The sequence below is a fragment of the Vibrio ostreae genome, from assembly GCF_019226825.1.
Classification (GTDB): domain Bacteria; phylum Pseudomonadota; class Gammaproteobacteria; order Enterobacterales; family Vibrionaceae; genus Vibrio; species Vibrio ostreae.
In genome coordinates this window covers 96,712-114,066 of sequence record NZ_CP076642.1, presented here as the reverse complement: position 1 = coordinate 114,066, position 17,355 = coordinate 96,712, and the positions used below count along the sequence as shown (strand labels likewise).

Below are 17,355 nucleotides of genomic sequence, written 5' to 3'. Positions count from 1 at the left end.
ATCTGATTACATTGCCGCTTTCAGAATCGCAACGATCTCTTCATGCGTAGCTTGTTTAGGGTTCGTGAAACCACAAGCATCTTTCAGTGCATTTTCGGCCAGGATGTCGAAGTCTTCTTCTTTAACGCCCAGCTCTGTCAGGCCTGCTGGGATGCGTACATCAGAAGACAACTGACAAATCGCCGCAATGGCTGCCGCCGCGCCGTCGCTGCCTGTCATACCTGTTGTATCCACACCCAGTGCTCGAGCAACGTCAGTCAGGCGCTCAGCGGCGACTTCGCTGTTGTAGCGCTGTACATGTGGCAGGAGGACAGCATTACATACACCGTGTGGCAGGTCGTAGAAACCACCCAACTGGTGAGCAATCGCGTGAACGTAACCCAATGATGCGTTGTTAAACGCCATACCGGCCATAAACTGAGCGTAAGCCATGTTGTCACGAGCCTGAATGTCATCACCATGATCGACTGCCTGGCGCAGATTAGCCTGAATCATCTCAATCGCTTTAATCGCCACCGCATCAGTGATCGGCGTTGCAGCAATAGAAACGTAAGCTTCGATGGCGTGAGTCAGTGCATCCATGCCGGTTGCCGCTGTCAGCGATGCAGGTTTAGCCAGCATCAGCTCCGGATCATTCACCGACATCAGTGGCGTGACGTGCTTGTCAACGATCGCCATTTTGATATGACGCGCATCATCGGTAATGATACAAAAACGGGTCATTTCTGATGCAGTACCGGCTGTGGTATTGACTGCAAACAGAGGAAGTTGCGGTTTCGCTGAACGATCCACTCCTTCATAATCTTTAACTTCACCGCCATTGGCCGCCAGCAGCGCAATCCCTTTCGCACAGTCGTGAGGTGAACCGCCGCCCAGTGACATCACACAGTCACAGTTGTTGGCTTTTAACTTAGCCAGGCCCGCTTCGACGTTTTCCACCGTTGGGTTAGGTTTGGTTTCATCAAACACAACAGACGCAACACCAGCTTGCTCAAGCAGTTTACTGACTTTTTCCACGACCCCGATTTTGTTCAGAAATTTGTCTGTCACGATCAGAATGCGATTAAAACCGTGCGAGGCAATGGCAGTTGCCGCTTCACTCAGACAGCCAGGACCCATCAGGTTAGAGGAAGGAATGTAAAACATATTAGACATTTTGTGCTCCTTTTGCGCAGCCAACAATGGCGCTTTGCGTGTCCGTAACTCCATACGTTACGAATCATTGCCGGTAGGCTATCAGGGACAAAAAGGGATAACTCACGCGTTTTTCAACAAAGTAGCTCGTATTTTCAAAACCACGAAAGGAAACTTGATCAAAATCATAAAAGTGAAATACCCAGTTAAAAATTGCTCAGCCAGGCTATTCTGACCTGCATCTTGAAACGTGTTGAATGCGTTCTCTCAGCGCCCCAAAAAGTGACCGTCATGAAAACAACTGACCCGCTCAACTTCACCGTCTTTGATAATATAGAAAGCATCCTGAGGAAGATCGAGTTGCCAGATGTCATCGTAGCTTAAACCCAGCAAAAGGCCGCGCAACACAATCCCGGTCAGGCCATGACAAACCACCACCAGATCCAGATGATGCGGCGCTTCATCTAACCACGCATTAACCCGATATTTTACCTCCGCAAACGACTCTCCGTCTGGTGCTTGCAGATACCAGTCGGGCGCATCCAGGAGATCAGGCTTTTCATCCAGCAGATCGAACAAAGGTTTTTCTTCCCATTGCCCAAGCGAGAACTCTTTCAGGCGGGGCTCATGGGTGAGGTCAGTTTTAGCATAACCGACTTCATCACAAATAATGTGCGCAGTTTCTACAGCACGTTCGAGTGAACTGGCATACATGCGATAGCTTCGGCCTTGTAAATGAGATTTGAGGTGTGTGCCCATCGCCAGGGCTTGCGCTTTGCCTGTCGCAGTAAGCGGTGAATTGCAGTGCCCCTGCAACTTACGTTCGGCGTTAAACTGGGTTTGTCCGTGCCTCAGCACAAAGATTTTTCTGGTCATGCCTGTCTTGACTTCATGGTCCGCAAACCGCCACATTACCCAATCCCGTTATCTAGGGCAAAGGCATCAGACCATAATGGCGATCGGGCTAACACTCCATCCTGCTGACCGCTCTCTCCGCTCCAGCGCTGAGTATTCCTCGTCATCCCTGCTGACCGCGAATTCGGTTGAGATGGATCAAGCTGGTCAGTTTGATCGCAGGTTTAATAATCAGTTGTGCGCTGCCAACAATAAACAGCCAGGTGCCGCTTTCAATCAGTGCATTATTGAGAAAGAAAAAACTGCCCAGCAAAAACCACACCGCAATCAATAAATCATTAAACGCGCCAAGTGCTTCGTAGCGTGCTTGAATGACAATATGCTGATTACCGATATCGAAATCCATTTCCCGAGTCTGTGTACTTTTCACCACTTCCACCTTAAGCTCAATCCACCTGACACTACCCTAGCGAAGCCACCTTCGATATGCAAACCTGACTCATAACTCAAACATTCGGTGAGTCAGTGTTTAAAAATCAACAACCTATTGTCTATCTGGGCTATAGTATTTCTATATGTGGCTGACGAGTTCATAACAATAGAGATGATTTATCTGATAATGCTGGTTGCGATGTTCGCTCTGATAGGTTTTATCGCATACGGCGCCATGCTGGGTATACGTTCGCAACGTCAGTTCGCCGAATTGCAGCGGCGCATTGATCAATTGGAACGTCAGTTGCAAAGTCAGTCAGACAGCGAGAGTTATGCCGCATCGTTTGCCGAGCAGCCTTCAAATCCGCAGCCAGTTTCTGTGCAGCGATCTGTTTCTGCGCAGCGATATATTTCTGCGCAAGAATTGGCTTCTCAAGCTCAACAACCCAAGGACTCAGGCCAGCAAACAGAAGCGCACGCCGCAGCCTGGCCACAAGGTTATCAGGTCAAACTGGCCGCTAAAATTTCACCTAACACAAATGCAGCTGCCAATGCATGGTGGAGCCGTATTCGTCAGGTGATCGCCAACTTTCCGACTGGCGATCAATCCACCAACGCGCTGTTCTGGCTCGGCGGAATTGTATTGACCTTTGGTGGTCTTTTCCTGGCCAAGTACACTCTCGAAGCAGGCCTGCTGTCACCGCTAACCCGGGTACTACTGGGCTTTATGGTCGGGATCGGCTTTATTGCGGCAGCGGAATATCTGACCCGTAAAAAACAAGCTCTAGAGATCCACAGCGACTATCTGTGCGCCGCGCTGGTGTCAGCCGGTGTCATCACCTGCTACGCCATGACGCTGGTCGCATCTCACTATTATCTGCTCATCTCGTCTGGCACTGCGTTCGTTATGCTTGCCATCATCGCACTGACAGCCACCGCCATGACACTGCGTTATGGACCGATCGTGGCGGTGATTGGCATTTTAGGCGCCTACTCGGTGCCGTTCCCTTTCTGGTCATTCAATGACAGCCTGCTGACCATCGCCGGCTATATTGTTTTGGTCAGCGCGTCCGCTATCGTAGTTGCCAACCGGGTCAGGCGCCCTTGGCTGTGGTGGCTAAGCTTCTGCGCTCACTTCAGTTGGCTGCTCGGATTGATTGTCCTCAGTGCGGTGTCTGATGCCTGGATTATTGTGCTGTTTGCCCTGATTTCAATTTACCTCTATGTACTGAGCGATGTCCTGGGGTGGCGCCTGCAACAAGGCCGGCAGCGGCCATTGTCGCTTAGGGTGCTGTTCATGCCGAGAAAGGAGCAAGCCGGCTTGCTCGCTTCATTATTGCCAGTGTGGCTCTTCTATGTGGTGCATGGTTATCAGCCAAGCTTAATTGTCGTCACGGTACTGTTACTGGCTCTGCTGTGCAGCGGGCCGCTGCGTCACTCTGCATTTGATACCTGGCCTCTGCTTGGCTGGCTGCTCTCCATCGCGACCTGGTGGTTGCTATTGCCACAAACGAATTATACCGATCTCGATTTCATGTTCAGCGGCGCTCATCTTTACAGTCAGGCGATCGCCCTGGCGCTGTTTAGCTACGCGCTATGGATGCAGCATTGGCTGCCCAAACGGCTGGCCTTTTCTCTGCTGCTGGTGATCGGGCCAACTTCCCTGCTCGCCCTGAGCTATATTTTCTCGCCGCCGCAGGCCAACCTGGGCATGTATTCACTATGGGCTGTTGAACTATTGGTATTGGCTTTGATTGCCGAGCGGATCACCGCCCAGCAGCCACGGGGCTGGGTCAAGTTGTCAGGTATTCTGCTCGCTAACCTTAATATCAGCCTGATCTTAACCATGCTGCTGGAATCAAGCACACTGACACTCGCCTTAAGCTTGCAGCTCATCGGGCTTGGCTACTGGTGTCAGCGTTTGACACTCACTCCGCCCCAATGGCTGGTCAAAGTGTTACTGGCCGTATTATTAATCCGCCTCACCCTTTTCCCGTGGCTGGATGAATACCAAAATGATCAGGTTCTGGGCGTACACTGGACCCTCATCGTTTACCCGCTGATCCTGATCATTCTCGCTTACGCCCGCCGCTACTATCAGGACAGCCAACTGCGTCAAGTTATTGCCGGAGCTATGTTGCACGTGGTGGCGCTGCTGGTCACCACCGAAAGCAGTTATCAACTGGTCGGTCACTATCCTGATTTCAGCGCGCCAAGTTTCAAAGAAGCGATACTTCTGGCAATGAACTGGCTGATCATGGCAACTGTCTATGCCTACCGTAGTCAGTATTCCCGCACACTGCGCCCGGTTTATCTAGGCTTCGCAGCTTTATTAACTGCTGGCTCCGCGCTGTACCACATCGCCCTGCTGACCACCTTTAATCCGTGGTTTTCAGCTTTGACCATCGGCAACGCTCCGCTGTGGAACTGGATGCTGCCGCTGTGGTTAATACCGGCGTTATTATTACTGGCCGCGGCGCGTTTAAATCTGCTCACCAGCCAGATAAAACCGGCACTGTATGGCATCAGCGCCTTGTGGTTACTGCTGTTTATCAACGGCACCATCAGGCATGCATTCCATCAGGATATGATTTGGCTTGGCCTACCGACCGAACAACTGGAGATGTACACTTACTCACTGGTCTGGCTGCTGATTTCCGTGCTGACGCTGATTGCCGCGCGCCGCATGACGCAACCTGCCCTCACCCAAACCGGTTTTATCGTGCTGGCCGCCGTGGTCTGTAAAGCATTTTTGATCGACATGTCGCAGCTGACCGGCCTGTACCGCGCGCTGTCTTTCCTGGGATTGGGTCTGAGTTTACTCGGTGTGGGGTGGCTGTTTCAGAGAATGAAAACAGAGAATAACGACGTTGGTCGTTGATGCTGTTAAAACGCCGAAACTCTCCATTACTATTCTAGGATTTAATAAACCAATCGGACTTCAGCCCGTCTAATGAAGACATACATGAAAAAAGATGCTCGTTTACAAGGACAGTCAACCCAAACGAAAATAAACAAGACTAGGATTATCCATAAGCCTATATATATTATTTCTCATGTCGATGATGATGCTTAACGTTTTTCAAGTAACGACGAGTACCTGCGATCGTCATAAGCAAGAGTGTCCATATCCCCAAAGCACCGCCAGAGCCGCCACCCGAGCCTGCATCTTCCGAATCCTTAATTTGATCATCAGGCTCACCAACTTGTGCAGAAGTCCACTGCGTGTTAACCGACAACAGGTCATAAGCTGAGTCACTGATTTCGCTATCACCCAACGCGACGATATATGTGCTTTGATCTGTACCATCAGCAGCGTCAAATATCGGATAAATATCATCAAAGAACACACTGGTTGACGCCGTAACTGCACCCACACCAAACGCGACATCAATCGGTGTCAGACCTGCACCGGTATCTGAATAACCACCCGCGATATACACGCGGATAATATCTGCTGCGCTGGTATCGGTACGAGTAATATTGATGTCAAACGACTGGGTATTCATGTTTTCAGACGCAGACACAGTTAAGGTACGATTATTGCGTTCTGCCGCTATGGTGCCAACTAATGGGGCATATTGATTGACAAAACCGACCACATCGCCGCCGCCCACCGAACAGTCTGTCGCACCGGCAATAGAAATATTCTCTTTATCGGTATAAAGCGAGGACGCACCGATGAGCGATTGATGCCCATTGTCGCAAATATTGGCAAAGCCGTCTTCACGAGAGTCGCCTTGTGTGTTGAAATTAATCGCTGTTGCTTCTTCGTGCACCGCCCCTACGGCATGTAGTAATTCATGCCCCGCGAGGTACACAAATGCAGAATAATTGCTCAGCCCCATCGAAGCTCCACCAGCGATAGCCATTTTACGAGTCTCGTTGGGTTCGTTTGTGAATGTGTTATCACGAATTAGCTGTGCAAAGCCATAATCGCTACCTAATCGTGGAAAGATACCGATCGCGATATCACCCACATCGGTCTTTGCCTCAACCGCAGCGTCCAACCCCCTCATGTACTGAAGCCCAGAAAACACATTTTCGGTAGGAGCGACTTCCGAGTCACTGAGCGTTCCGAAATAAGTGGGTTTAAATTCTGCGTTGATGCCCTTCTCAGCCATCAACTCGTTAATGTTTTCCAAGGAGCGATATACGCCCACAATTTCTTGTGAGACGTTGAAACCAGATCCGCTTTGATAAAAAGCACTGACTTCAATTGTGGTTGCAGAATAGGCCGTTGCTGATAACAGTGAGCTAACCAGACCGACGAGTAGATTTTTGTTCATGAGGATGTGTTCCTTTGCTTTATTCACTGGCAATCTAACTAGAACACCTAAAAAACCAGCAAAACAGATTAATACTCATATGAGGTAACCCCATCACTAACAAAAGAAAACTCAGTTGCATATTAATTAACTATCAACATGCTATGCGGTTAACAAAAAAACCAATCAATCCAATAGAAACCGCCATTATCAGGAGTATTATCAGTAGGACACACACCTCCAAAATAGCTACTGAGCCCGCGATAACTCACTCAGGGGTGAAAAAAAGAACTCCCCATACTCACCGCAACAATAACTAAAAACAGTGCCATCAGTTTATTAATCATGATCAGATAACGGGTTTGATTAATATTTTTTCCCATGAAGCGTCCAAACATACAGTACGCCCATGGCGCACCAAAGGCGAATACTGCAAGACCGATACACCAGGCAAACAGTAGCAGGCCAGTAATCCCTGCGTTCGAAAATTGCACGGTTGCGACCGGCAATGCCACCGTTATGCCTTTTGGGTTAAGCAATTGCATCAGCAGCCCATCGCGAAAAGTCAGCGTACGTGGTTGGGCATGAACATCATCTCCGACCGGAGCGCTGAATATCTTGTACGCCAGCCAGAGGATATACAGGCTGCCCAGCACTGAGGCGCCTTGTAGCAGTGATTCGTTCATCACCTGTTCACCGATCAGAGCGAGTGAAAAAAACAGGATAAACATGGCAACGGCCACACCAGAAAAAAAGCCCAAAATACGCGGCTGCTTTTGAATCCCATTATTTAAACCAATAGCGTTCACCGGCCCAGGCGTGTACATCACGCCAAAGGCATAAAGAATTATGTCTGTCATGGGTTACTCTTAGAATTAATCAGATAGTGAAAATCAAACGTTTAATTGACGCTGATATTGATGCGGTGTGATGCCGAAGCTCTTTTTGAACTTACGATTTAAATGGCTCACATCCGAAAAGCCAAAGTTAACCGCGACATCGGATACTTTATCCCCGGTATGCAGTGCCTGTTTCGCCCTGTTAATACGGCAATTAAGCACATATTGATGCGGCGTCATACCAAACTGCTGGTTAAATTCGCGAATAAAATGGTATTTGGACATGTTCGCTGCCTGGCAAATCTCATCGACTGTCATCTTTTGACTCAGATTACAGAGAATGTACTCTTTGGCACGCAGTAACAGAGTATCTTTACGCTGGTGATAATTGCCGGAATGAAACGTACCGCCTCCGAGGCGGATGACTGACTGGGCAATCGCCAGCAACGCGGCTTCTTCTTCCAGAGCGGACAGAGCAGCTTGCCCCATCATTTGGCTCAGATTCAATACCTGACTGCGTAGCGCGTGATCGTTGAAGATCGACGATTTAAGACGAATCTGATCGTCCGATATGTGTCCGAGCGACCGCATCAGATTAGTCAGGGTTGCCTGCGGAATATAGAGCATCTCATATTGCAGCTCCGAGCGTGCTCCTGCACTGCCATCGTGGACCTGCTCCGGATTAAACAACATCACGTTACCGGCATTACTCTTATGAAAAACGCCGTCACTGAAAAAATCCTGACGACCTTTGCGAGTCACACCAATGCTGTACTCTTCATGCGCATGCTTGTCATAGCTGAACTCTTTCATCTGGGCAGAAAAAGCGCTCAAACCATGAATATGCTGACTCGGAAGATACTGAAATTGCTCTTGCATGATGCTGCTAATCACTCGCGTTACTGTAGGGATTCAGTATAAAAACTCCGCCAGCGGAAGAATAGAATAAAATTGCGAAGTTTATCGCCAGCCTGATAATCGCCACACACTGACTGTTCAATACAAGGTGTAAAGTATGAACACTTGTGTAACCCAGCCTGCTTTACGCTAATTTTTCAGACACTTAACCGACTCTCCTCATTCTGAGCCTGTTGAATGGCACACAACAAGTGTTCACATTAGTAAAATCTTAACTATAAAAACCATAAAATTCAGAATGATACCTATTGGCCCACTCTATGCTTTCTGACCCGGTGCAACACCAACTCGATTTTTGTAAGAACAAACATGACGGTTGTACGGGAAATAAAACAGATTCCTGTACCCGGCGGAGGTTTTATGAAAGCGACACCAAAAACATGGTGGCACAGTATAGGTTCGCACTGCGCCGCTTTATCCGAGCTCAACCCACTCCAAGATTGGGAGGCCCGCAAAGTTATTAAATGGCTGGCGTGGCTGCTGATTGCGTGCGCGGCTGTGGGTTTTCAAACAGCTCAGAGCGCGGCCGGTGATGCATCCGGCCAGGGAGTACAACCTATGGAGGTGGACGGTAACCCTACCTGTTCTGATCTGTTAGGCATTCCCGACGTGCAAGAGCTCAAAGTTGAACCGGTCGCTGACGGGACTTACAGCGATGGCGACCTGACAGTCATGATCGAAGTTCAAGAGGGGGCCAAAACCTTCTCTTGGGATCAGGGTGACAGCAGCATCATCATGCACAGCGTATTTGTTAAAGGTGGCCCTGGCGGTAACCTCTATGAATACTATGCCGATGGTTTGCTGGTTAGCTCAGACACAGGCTTACACGCTCCGGTTGGCAAAAATGGTCGATACGCTGGTCTAAGCCATATCTCTTTTTGTTACACTCCTGGCGCACCAGAAATCAAAATCACTAAAACTTGTACCTATGGTGGTTTAGAAGGCGGTGACACCCTGCGTTACAACTACACATTGCTGGTAGAGAACACCGGCCAGTTACCTTTGTATGATATTACAGCCACCGATACAACGGCAGAAAATGTCGACCTGTCCGGTAACTCTCATGTCTACCCTTGGGGTATGCTGGACGTCGGGGATTCAAAAGAGTTCAATGGCTCCTTTACGGTCGGCCAAAACGGTATTCTTAATGAAGCCATGGTCACAGCCGCACTGGTCAGTGGTGGCACCCCATCCGTTACCGATGATGATTCATTCGACTGCCCTTCGCAAAACATCCCAGGCACACTGTCACTGCAAAAAGACTGTGATGTCTACGTGGTCAATCGTTTTGCAGAAACTGGCATGAATGAGTACGGCCTGAAAGTGCACTATAGCGGTAGCGTATGTAATACCTCTGACGTCACCATTAATGGCGTCATCGTTCAGGACAATAAAGACCCTGAACCACACGACATTGGCACCCTGTACCCACAAGGCACCGATGGCGATTGTGCCGACTATAGTGGTAGTTATGAACCTGTTCCTGAGGAAGGTGAAGGTCTGCCATTAGCGGGTGAAGCTGTGCGTGCCTTTACCGATGAAGTAAATGCGTTAGGTGTTACCGCATTTGGTGGTATTGTTGAAGCCGTTCCTGCAGATGCAAGTTGCACCTTATGCCCAGCTTGTGCTGACCTGGAGCAATGTCCGGTCGACGTAGTGCAGTTTTAATCAATGACATTAGACACCTGAAAAAATACCCGGCATCAGTGCCGGGTATTGTCATTATTTGTTACGCCCTTTGCCAGGCTTAGTCGTTCCGCCCGAAGTATCAGGATCTGCAGACGTCTGCAGGGCAATCGACACCACCGCGCTTGAACTACCAACACCATTACTTATGGTATATCTAAAGCTGTCGCTCGATTTAAAGCTCTTATGCGGCGTATATTTCAGGCTACCATCAGCCAGTAATTGTACGGTGCCTTTGCTTGGCTGAGTGAACGAGGTAAGAGTGACTGCAGAAGTGTCTTCAATCACATCGTTCGCTAACACATCAATCACCACAGAATCTGTATTCGCTAGAGAAACCGAATCATTAACTGCAACCGGGGCTGTGCCTGCTGAGCCGTTATCCGCCACAACAGTATAATTCACTGTGGTCGTTGCTTCTGTCTGGGTTTGTGAACTGTGCTTAGTTGAGACAGTCAGCGTATAGTTGTTCGCCGCCGCACTGTCCGACGACACCACGGAGATAACGACCTGACCAGACTCCGCAGGAGCCAAAGTCACCTGTTCACTGCTCGCCTGCCAACCGATTGGTACAGCCGTACTGACATTAAACGACTCCGTCTCACAGTCCGTACTGTCATGGTTGGTGACCGTAACTAAATACTGCACTTGCTCTCCGGCTGCTCCCGCATTATCGCTCATGGCAGTCGCACTGATTTGTGGAGCGCTCGTACTACAGCTTTGGGGCGAAACATTACCCTGCCCTGAATCTCCGAAATTAACGCTCACCTCTGCGATACCGTTTGCGGCACTGATGAGGCTGAACGTTACACCCGAATCTGGATCGGTATAGCTGTCACCAACCGGCATCGCCGGATCGAACCAGTCATTACGTCCATATGCCTGGTGAAACTGTGAATCAGTTTTAAAGTGAAGCAGATTACTGCTGCGGCCATCGCCATCGGTGGCAGCACGAACCACAATGCCATCCGTCACATCACCACGGTAAAAGCGATATGAGCGGTCAGCAAGGAAATCATCGAAGCCGACAGACTGACGGTATTCGATATAGAACCATTTCATTGCCCCAGTCGACGCATCGGTGCCTCGTGGGATTTTGATAGTAACCGGTTGAGTGTCTACGCTTTCATAATTGGAGATCGAGTAAGTTCCGCTTTGCGTCACTTCTAAAGTTCGTGCGGCATGCGCACCGTTCAGCCATCCCAGCTGTTCTTTCTGGAAGGTGTTGAAATAACCAATGTCCGGATTACCCATCACATCGTAGGTATCGCCATACTCATTGATTGTACAGCTGCTGCCCAATGTTTCATCACCACAGTCCAGAGCACGCGAATGATACAATCCGAAGTTATGACCCAGTTCGTGAGCAATGTTGGTCGCTGTCAGTACACCGTTAATAAACGCGCGGGTTGGGACACCGTCCATCGTGGCAGAGCCGGCAACACCACACGCTGCCGTGGTCATCAGATACACGATACGGTCATAATTACCTATATCGATGCCAGAATTGGCAGCCTGTTTATCCGCTTCGTCCTGTACCGCGTTCAAATCACACACCTGGTTGGACAAAGGCAGTGTGAACCAACCCGCAACCTGACCGGACAACCAGGTTTGGCCAAAAGAGTTCTCACGATAGAACTGATCAACCTGACCAAATACCAGATCATCCGCCTCGGCAAGTGTCAGTGGTTTTTCGTCAGGATTTTCCTGAAAATTCACCATCAGAACCAAGGTATTTTGCTGACCCGTAGTCGAAATATTTATTGCTGAATGTGCCGAGAATGGAACCATGGTCATGATGCTGAGCAATAGCAACCCAATAGCATGCAAATGATTAAGCAAGCTTTTCCCTACCCTAAATGGCACAACAGAGTTAATAGAATTCAACGTCTTCCCCTCAGACTCACGAGTAATAATTTTTAAAATATTCATTACTTAAGAAGTTATCATGTGAAATAACATAAACTTGCCGAACATATATTTACGCTTAAAATAAGTAGCGGATAAATGTTTATATACAATAAATTGCAAATATAACTTTTATGTTGTTAGCCAAAATTTCCGCAATACAACCCCCCTCCTCGCAGGGAAAGAGGATAAAGTTATAATATTAATTTTCAGTCAGTTACGAAAAAATAATATTACTTGCGATCATTTAGACAAACTCATCCCACACCTATTTTTATACAGATGGTGGCATACTTAAAAATATGATGTTCAGACTAATAAAATCCAGGATTAAAAAGACCCAATATGCTTACTTAAACATATTGGGTTATCCTTTAACGATGATAATGCTATCAATAAATATATTTATAACTCAAGGAAATTTTGGTTAATTTTTGGTCAAACCAAAAAATGCGGAATATTAACATTATGATAACAATTAATAAGCCTGACTAAAGCTAACAATATCAATATTTTCAACTAGTTTAATAATATTAATCTGAACATATTTTATTAACAGTCATCATTGAAATAGCATTTTCATCATCACTGAGCAACTGCATATCTGCTGCATTCAAATTTTAATTTGGAATAAAGATCACTATTAATTACAACCGTCCACGTGTTCGTGAAACACGCTGTGAGAGCAAATTGGAACTAAGCGTCAGATCCGGCAAATGATAGTGCCTTCTGATATCACATCAAGTCTCAGCCCGATTCACATCGTGAGAGTAACCCGCTTGCGTAACTGCCGATCTTTTCATGAACACAACCCACTTTCACAGGGTGCATGCGATTATCAAACCAACCTATATGGTTGCGCGGCAACTGTCCGGTATTGGACCTGTGGGTGCGCTGGCCCGGGCTGGAATAACACAAAAACTCGAACTGCCAGTGGGTAGCAGGAATCCGGGCCGTGCGGAGCAGTCGTTGGATAAAGCACACCGATAGTCAGTCGGTGTAACAGGGATAAACTTTAAATTTAACAGCGAAAAAGCGAACCCTGAGGTTCGCTTTTTCGTATCTGTTTACCAATCAGCGCATACGCTTACAGCATGGCCACTGACTGCTGGGCAATCACAAATTCTTCGTTAGTCGGAATCACAACCGCCAGTTTGGAGTCTTTGGCGGTAATCACGCCAGACTGACCGAAACGAGCGTCAGCATTCGCTTTGGCATCTTCTTGATAGCCAAACACTTTCAGGTAGTTAAGAATCTCGCTGCGAATTGGCAGTGAGTTTTCACCGATACCACCAGTAAACACAATCGCATCGACTTCTTCACCAATCGCCACCATGTACGAACCAATGTATTTCGCGACCCGGTAGGTAAAGATCTCAAATGCCAGACGGGCACGCGGATTGCCCTTTTCCATCGCTTCCAGCACACCACGCGCGTCGCTGGTCACACCGGAGACGCCAAGGAAACCTGATTTCTTGTTGAGCATGTCAAACAGCTCGTCTTGCTGCCAGCCTTTGCGGAACAGGAATTCGATCACGCTTGGGTCGATATCACCACAACGGGTTCCCATCATCAAACCAGCCAGCGGAGTCAGACCCATACTGGTATCAACGCACTCACCATTCTTAATGGCAGTGACCGACGCACCGTTACCCAGGTGAACCGTGATGAAGTTACTCTGCTCTACCGGCTTATCCAGCATCTTGGCCGCTTCACGGCTAACGTAATAGTGGCTGGTACCGTGGGCACCGTAGCGGCGAACTTTCTGTTCTTCATATAACTCGTAAGGAAGGCCGTAGATAAAGGCTTTAGGTGGCATGGTTTGGTGGAAGGCGGTATCAAAAACAGCGAACTGTGGCAGGTTTGGGAACGCAGCCATTGCAGCGCGCATACCGGTTGCATTGGCTTTGTTATGCAGCGGAGCCAGTTCAGCCAGGCGTTCAACTTCTTCTATCACCGCTTCATCCACTTTGACCGTACCTTTAAAGGTTTCGCCACCAGCCACGATACGATGACCCACAGCGACAAACTGAGAAGTCAGCCCCAAGGTCTCCAGCAAGCTTACCACCCGATTGACCGCATACTGGTGATGATTGCCTCCTGCCGGGATCGCTTCGACGGTTTTCTCACCTTGGTATTTCCAGCTGATTTCAGCTTCTGGCAAACCAAAACATTCACCAAGACCTGAGACCAGGGCGTCACCCGATTGTGAATCAATGACCGCGAATTTAAGTGAGGAGCTGCCTGAGTTGATAACCAGCACGTACGAGTTCGACATGGGGATGTATCCTGTTTCCGACTAAATTTGCGAAGCCTGAGCTTCTCCGTTTGCTGGCCCTATTATTCAATAATTTTTGAATCTTTCAACTTTGTTTTAGTTTTTTGTGTGATGAAAACGAAATTTTGTTGATCTTTGACAACAAAATATTTTTTTCGAGTGTAGAAATATTTCCATATGTCACTATTTTTTAACTGCATTTCTTAATGGAGCGTGTCTTGCCCGACCAGTAACGCGTAAAATGGATCATCAGAACGAAAAAAAGCCTGTGGCAGAACCACTGGCTTTTCGATTGAAAATGTCGGCATAGAATCGGTTGCGAAAAATCACCGCCTTGTGCCTCTGTCATCATGCTTAGTGAGTGTGATACAAGCACATGCGCTTGCCTTCGATCTCCAGCACCCGGAATGGGGTTTCGTAGATTTCACTCAGCACACTTTCCTGAATAACAGACTCCACACTACCCGTTGCAACCACTTCGCCTTTCTTCAGTGCAATGATGTAATCCGAATAACAGGAAGCAAAGTTGATGTCGTGAATAACAACCACCACGGCTTTATTCAGCTCATGGGCCAGACGCTGAATTGTTGCCATGATCTGCAGCGAATGCTTGATGTCCAGGTTGTTGAGCGGCTCATCGAGGAAGATGTAGTCGGTATCCTGCGCAATCACCATGGCAATAAACGCAAGCTGGCGTTGACCACCACTCAGTTCATCCAGATACTTGTGCTGAATCGTGCTCAAATCAAGGTAGTTGATCGACTGGTCGATCAACTGCTGATCGTTCGCATCCAGTTTGCCCTGCGAGTATGGGAAACGCCCGAAGGCCACCAGCTCACGCACTGTAAAACGCATGGTTAAGCTGTTCGCCTGACGCAACACCGACAGTTTTCTCGCCAGGGCTTTGGTATCCCAGTCCACCAGTTCTTTACTATCGATCCACACTTTACCGGCATCACGATTGACCAGGCGGCTGGCCATCGACAGCAAGGTACTCTTACCTGCCCCATTCGGGCCGATGATTGAGGTGACTTTACCTTTCTCGAACTCCGCACTGGCCTCTTTTACCACTGCATGTTGGCCGAATTTTTTCGTCAGTTTATCGAGTAGAATCATAGCTAAACCACTTTGTTACGAATCAGAAGAGAAAGGAAATAAATGCCGCCAACGAAGTTAATGATGACACTTAGTGTGGTCCCGAAATGGAACACTTTTTCCACCATCCACTGCCCGGCCAAAAGAGCCAGAACAGACATGGCAGAACAGGCAATCAACAGCACACGATGCTGGTAAGATTTAAACCATTCCCGGGTCAGGTTCGTCACCAGGATACCGAAGAACATAATTGGCCCCACCAACGCGGTGGAAATTGAAATCAGAACCGCGCTCAGCAGCAGGACCTGGCGGGTAGTTTTGCGAACGTCTACCCCAAGGCTGACTGCATTATCATTATCGAGCCAGAACACATCCAGCACGCGGTGCATTCGGAACAATAACAAGGCTATGCCTAACAGCAACGGCGTTGCCAGATATACCAGGCTCACTTTTACATTGTTAAAGCTGGCAAACATATTGGCCTGAACGGACGCAAAGTCATTCGGATCCATCAGCATGATCAAAAACGATGCAATATTCGAGAACAGCTGACCAAAAATCACCCCCATCAACAATAGCGCCATCAGGTTACGTTTCTCTTTACTGAAATAAAAAGTAAATAACAGGGCCGAGAACCCCATCATCGCCGCAACAGAAAGTGAAAAATTCAGATAAGCATTAATAGCGAAGCTGCTCAACCCACCAAACAGTGCCACAATCGCCACCTGTACAAACAAGTACAGGGAATCAAAACCCATGATACTCGGGGTAAGAATACGGTTGTGGGTGATGGTCTGAAACGCCAATGAAGACTGTGCGATTGCGATGCCGGCCAGCACAATAGCTAACACTTTCGGCACACGGCGCGACAGGAAATACTCATAATTATCGGCGGTTAATCCGACACCAATGAATAATGCAGCAAATACGACGGCAAGGGCAATCATCGCCGTCAGTTTGGTTTTATCCTGCATGACGCTGACCTCGCAGGATAAGAGCGATAAATGCAAAACCACCAAAAATACTGATGATCATAGAAATAGGCACTTCATAAGGGAAAATGATCACACGCCCTAACAAATCACACAGCAGTACCAGCAAGGCACCAAAAATAGCGGTGCGAGGAATGTTGAGACGCAAATTGTCGCCATAGTAATAACTGACGATGTTCGGCACAATCAGCCCCAGGAACGGCAACTCTCCGACAATCATTACGACAGTCGCCGACATCACCGAAACCAGACAGACACCAATGATGAGAACCTGCTGATAGTTAAGGCCGAGGTTAACCGCAAAATCTTTGCCCATACCGACCGCAGAAATACGTGCGGCATACAGATAGCTGAAAATCGCGACCGGAACCGCGATATACAGCAGTTCGTAATTGCCTTTCAACAAGTTGGCGAAGTTCGCGACTGCCCAGCCGGAGAGGTTTTGAATCGCATCGAATTTGTAGGCAATAAAGGTCGCAGCAGAGCTGACCACATTACCAAAAATGATGCCGACCAAAGGGACAAAAATGGCATTTTTAAACTGAATGCGCTGAATAAACTGCACGAACACCAGGGTTCCGGCCATCGCGACAGCAAAGATCAACCAAAGGTTGTTGCCATCACCAAATATCACCAGACTTAAGACGTACCCCAGCATGGCACATTCGATGGTGCCGGAAGTGGAAGGCGCAGCAAATCGGTTCTGACTGACCTGCTGCATTATCAGGCCGGCGATACTTAGTCCGCCTCCGGCCAGTAACACCGCCAGCAAACGCGGTACACGGCTGGTAACAAGCAGATTCCAGCTTTCGGCATCACCGCTTAGCAGGCCTACAAACGACAAATTGCCCACCCCCACAAACAGTGAAGACAGGCTCACAATTACAAAAACGAGCAATAATTTTTTCACAACTAACCTAGGCTTGCCAGTGCCTGCCCTAAGGGCAGAC

General features: G+C 48.3%; 13 protein-coding genes. 2 read left to right on the top strand and 11 right to left on the bottom strand.

From position 1 onward, the window contains the following. Positions 1-6 precede the first annotated feature (6 nt). The 3 genes from yiaY to KNV97_RS00490 form a co-directional block, all read right to left on the bottom strand. Entirely contained in the window at positions 7-1,155 is a 1,149-nt protein-coding gene (gene yiaY, locus KNV97_RS00500; RefSeq protein WP_136486855.1) for an L-threonine dehydrogenase, read from the bottom strand. Positions 1,156-1,401: 246 nt separating this feature from the next. Beyond that, positions 1,402-2,010 carry a histidine phosphatase family protein gene (locus tag KNV97_RS00495; protein ID WP_136486857.1) on the bottom strand — a complete coding sequence of 203 codons (609 nt, stop codon included), beginning with the start codon at positions 2,008-2,010 and terminating at the stop codon, positions 1,402-1,404. Between the two features lie 142 nt (positions 2,011-2,152). Next, positions 2,153-2,395, bottom strand: coding sequence for a YrhK family protein (locus tag KNV97_RS00490; protein WP_136486966.1), 243 nt, complete (start codon positions 2,393-2,395; stop codon positions 2,153-2,155). 198 nt (positions 2,396-2,593) lie between these two features. Here KNV97_RS00490 and KNV97_RS00485 point away from each other — a divergent pair, with 198 nt between their 5' ends. Next, on the top strand, positions 2,594-5,302 hold the full coding sequence (locus KNV97_RS00485; RefSeq protein ID WP_136486859.1) for a DUF2339 domain-containing protein: 2,709 nt from the start codon (positions 2,594-2,596) through the stop codon (positions 5,300-5,302). 166 nt (positions 5,303-5,468) lie between these two features. Here the strand turns inward: KNV97_RS00485 and KNV97_RS00480 are convergent, their stop codons facing one another. The 3 genes from KNV97_RS00480 to KNV97_RS00470 form a co-directional block, all read right to left on the bottom strand. Next, positions 5,469-6,710 (bottom strand): GlyGly-CTERM sorting domain-containing protein, encoded by a 1,242-nt coding sequence (locus tag KNV97_RS00480; RefSeq protein ID WP_218561837.1) that lies wholly within the window; start codon positions 6,708-6,710, stop codon positions 5,469-5,471. 251 nt (positions 6,711-6,961) lie between these two features. Then, on the bottom strand, positions 6,962-7,549 hold the full coding sequence (locus KNV97_RS00475; RefSeq protein ID WP_218561836.1) for a LysE family translocator: 588 nt from the start codon (positions 7,547-7,549) through the stop codon (positions 6,962-6,964). A 33-nt stretch (positions 7,550-7,582) separates the two neighbouring features. Further along, complete coding sequence (locus tag KNV97_RS00470; RefSeq protein WP_218561835.1) at positions 7,583-8,407, bottom strand: AraC family transcriptional regulator; 825 nt, start codon at positions 8,405-8,407, stop codon at positions 7,583-7,585. A 399-nt stretch (positions 8,408-8,806) separates the two neighbouring features. On the opposite strand from KNV97_RS00470, the gene KNV97_RS00465 reads away from it, so the two are divergent. Further along, a complete protein-coding gene (locus KNV97_RS00465; protein WP_240798203.1) occupies positions 8,807-10,114 on the top strand; it encodes a DUF7507 domain-containing protein in 1,308 nt (435 codons plus the stop codon). A 54-nt stretch (positions 10,115-10,168) separates the two neighbouring features. On the opposite strand, the gene KNV97_RS00460 is transcribed toward KNV97_RS00465, so the two are convergent. The 5 genes from KNV97_RS00460 to vctD form a co-directional block, all read right to left on the bottom strand. Next, positions 10,169-11,974 carry an Ig-like domain-containing protein gene (locus tag KNV97_RS00460; protein WP_256611650.1) on the bottom strand — a complete coding sequence of 602 codons (1,806 nt, stop codon included), beginning with the start codon at positions 11,972-11,974 and terminating at the stop codon, positions 10,169-10,171. A gap of 1,153 nt (positions 11,975-13,127) precedes the next feature. Continuing rightward, the gene (locus KNV97_RS00455; protein ID WP_136486871.1) at positions 13,128-14,318 is read right to left on the bottom strand and encodes an acetate/propionate family kinase; all 1,191 of its coding nucleotides are present in this window, start codon (positions 14,316-14,318) and stop codon (positions 13,128-13,130) included. Between the two features lie 354 nt (positions 14,319-14,672). Beyond that, positions 14,673-15,434 carry an iron chelate ABC transporter ATP-binding protein VctC gene (gene vctC / locus KNV97_RS00450; RefSeq protein ID WP_218561834.1) on the bottom strand — a complete coding sequence of 254 codons (762 nt, stop codon included), beginning with the start codon at positions 15,432-15,434 and terminating at the stop codon, positions 14,673-14,675. Positions 15,435-15,436: 2 nt separating this feature from the next. Further along, a complete protein-coding gene (vctG, locus tag KNV97_RS00445; RefSeq protein ID WP_218561833.1) occupies positions 15,437-16,387 on the bottom strand; it encodes an iron chelate uptake ABC transporter permease subunit VctG in 951 nt (316 codons plus the stop codon). Then, positions 16,377-17,315, bottom strand: coding sequence for an iron chelate uptake ABC transporter permease subunit VctD (gene vctD, locus KNV97_RS00440; protein ID WP_136486877.1), 939 nt, complete (start codon positions 17,313-17,315; stop codon positions 16,377-16,379). The genes vctG and vctD overlap by 11 nt, the downstream gene beginning before the upstream one ends. Between the last annotated feature and the right edge of the window lie 40 nt (positions 17,316-17,355).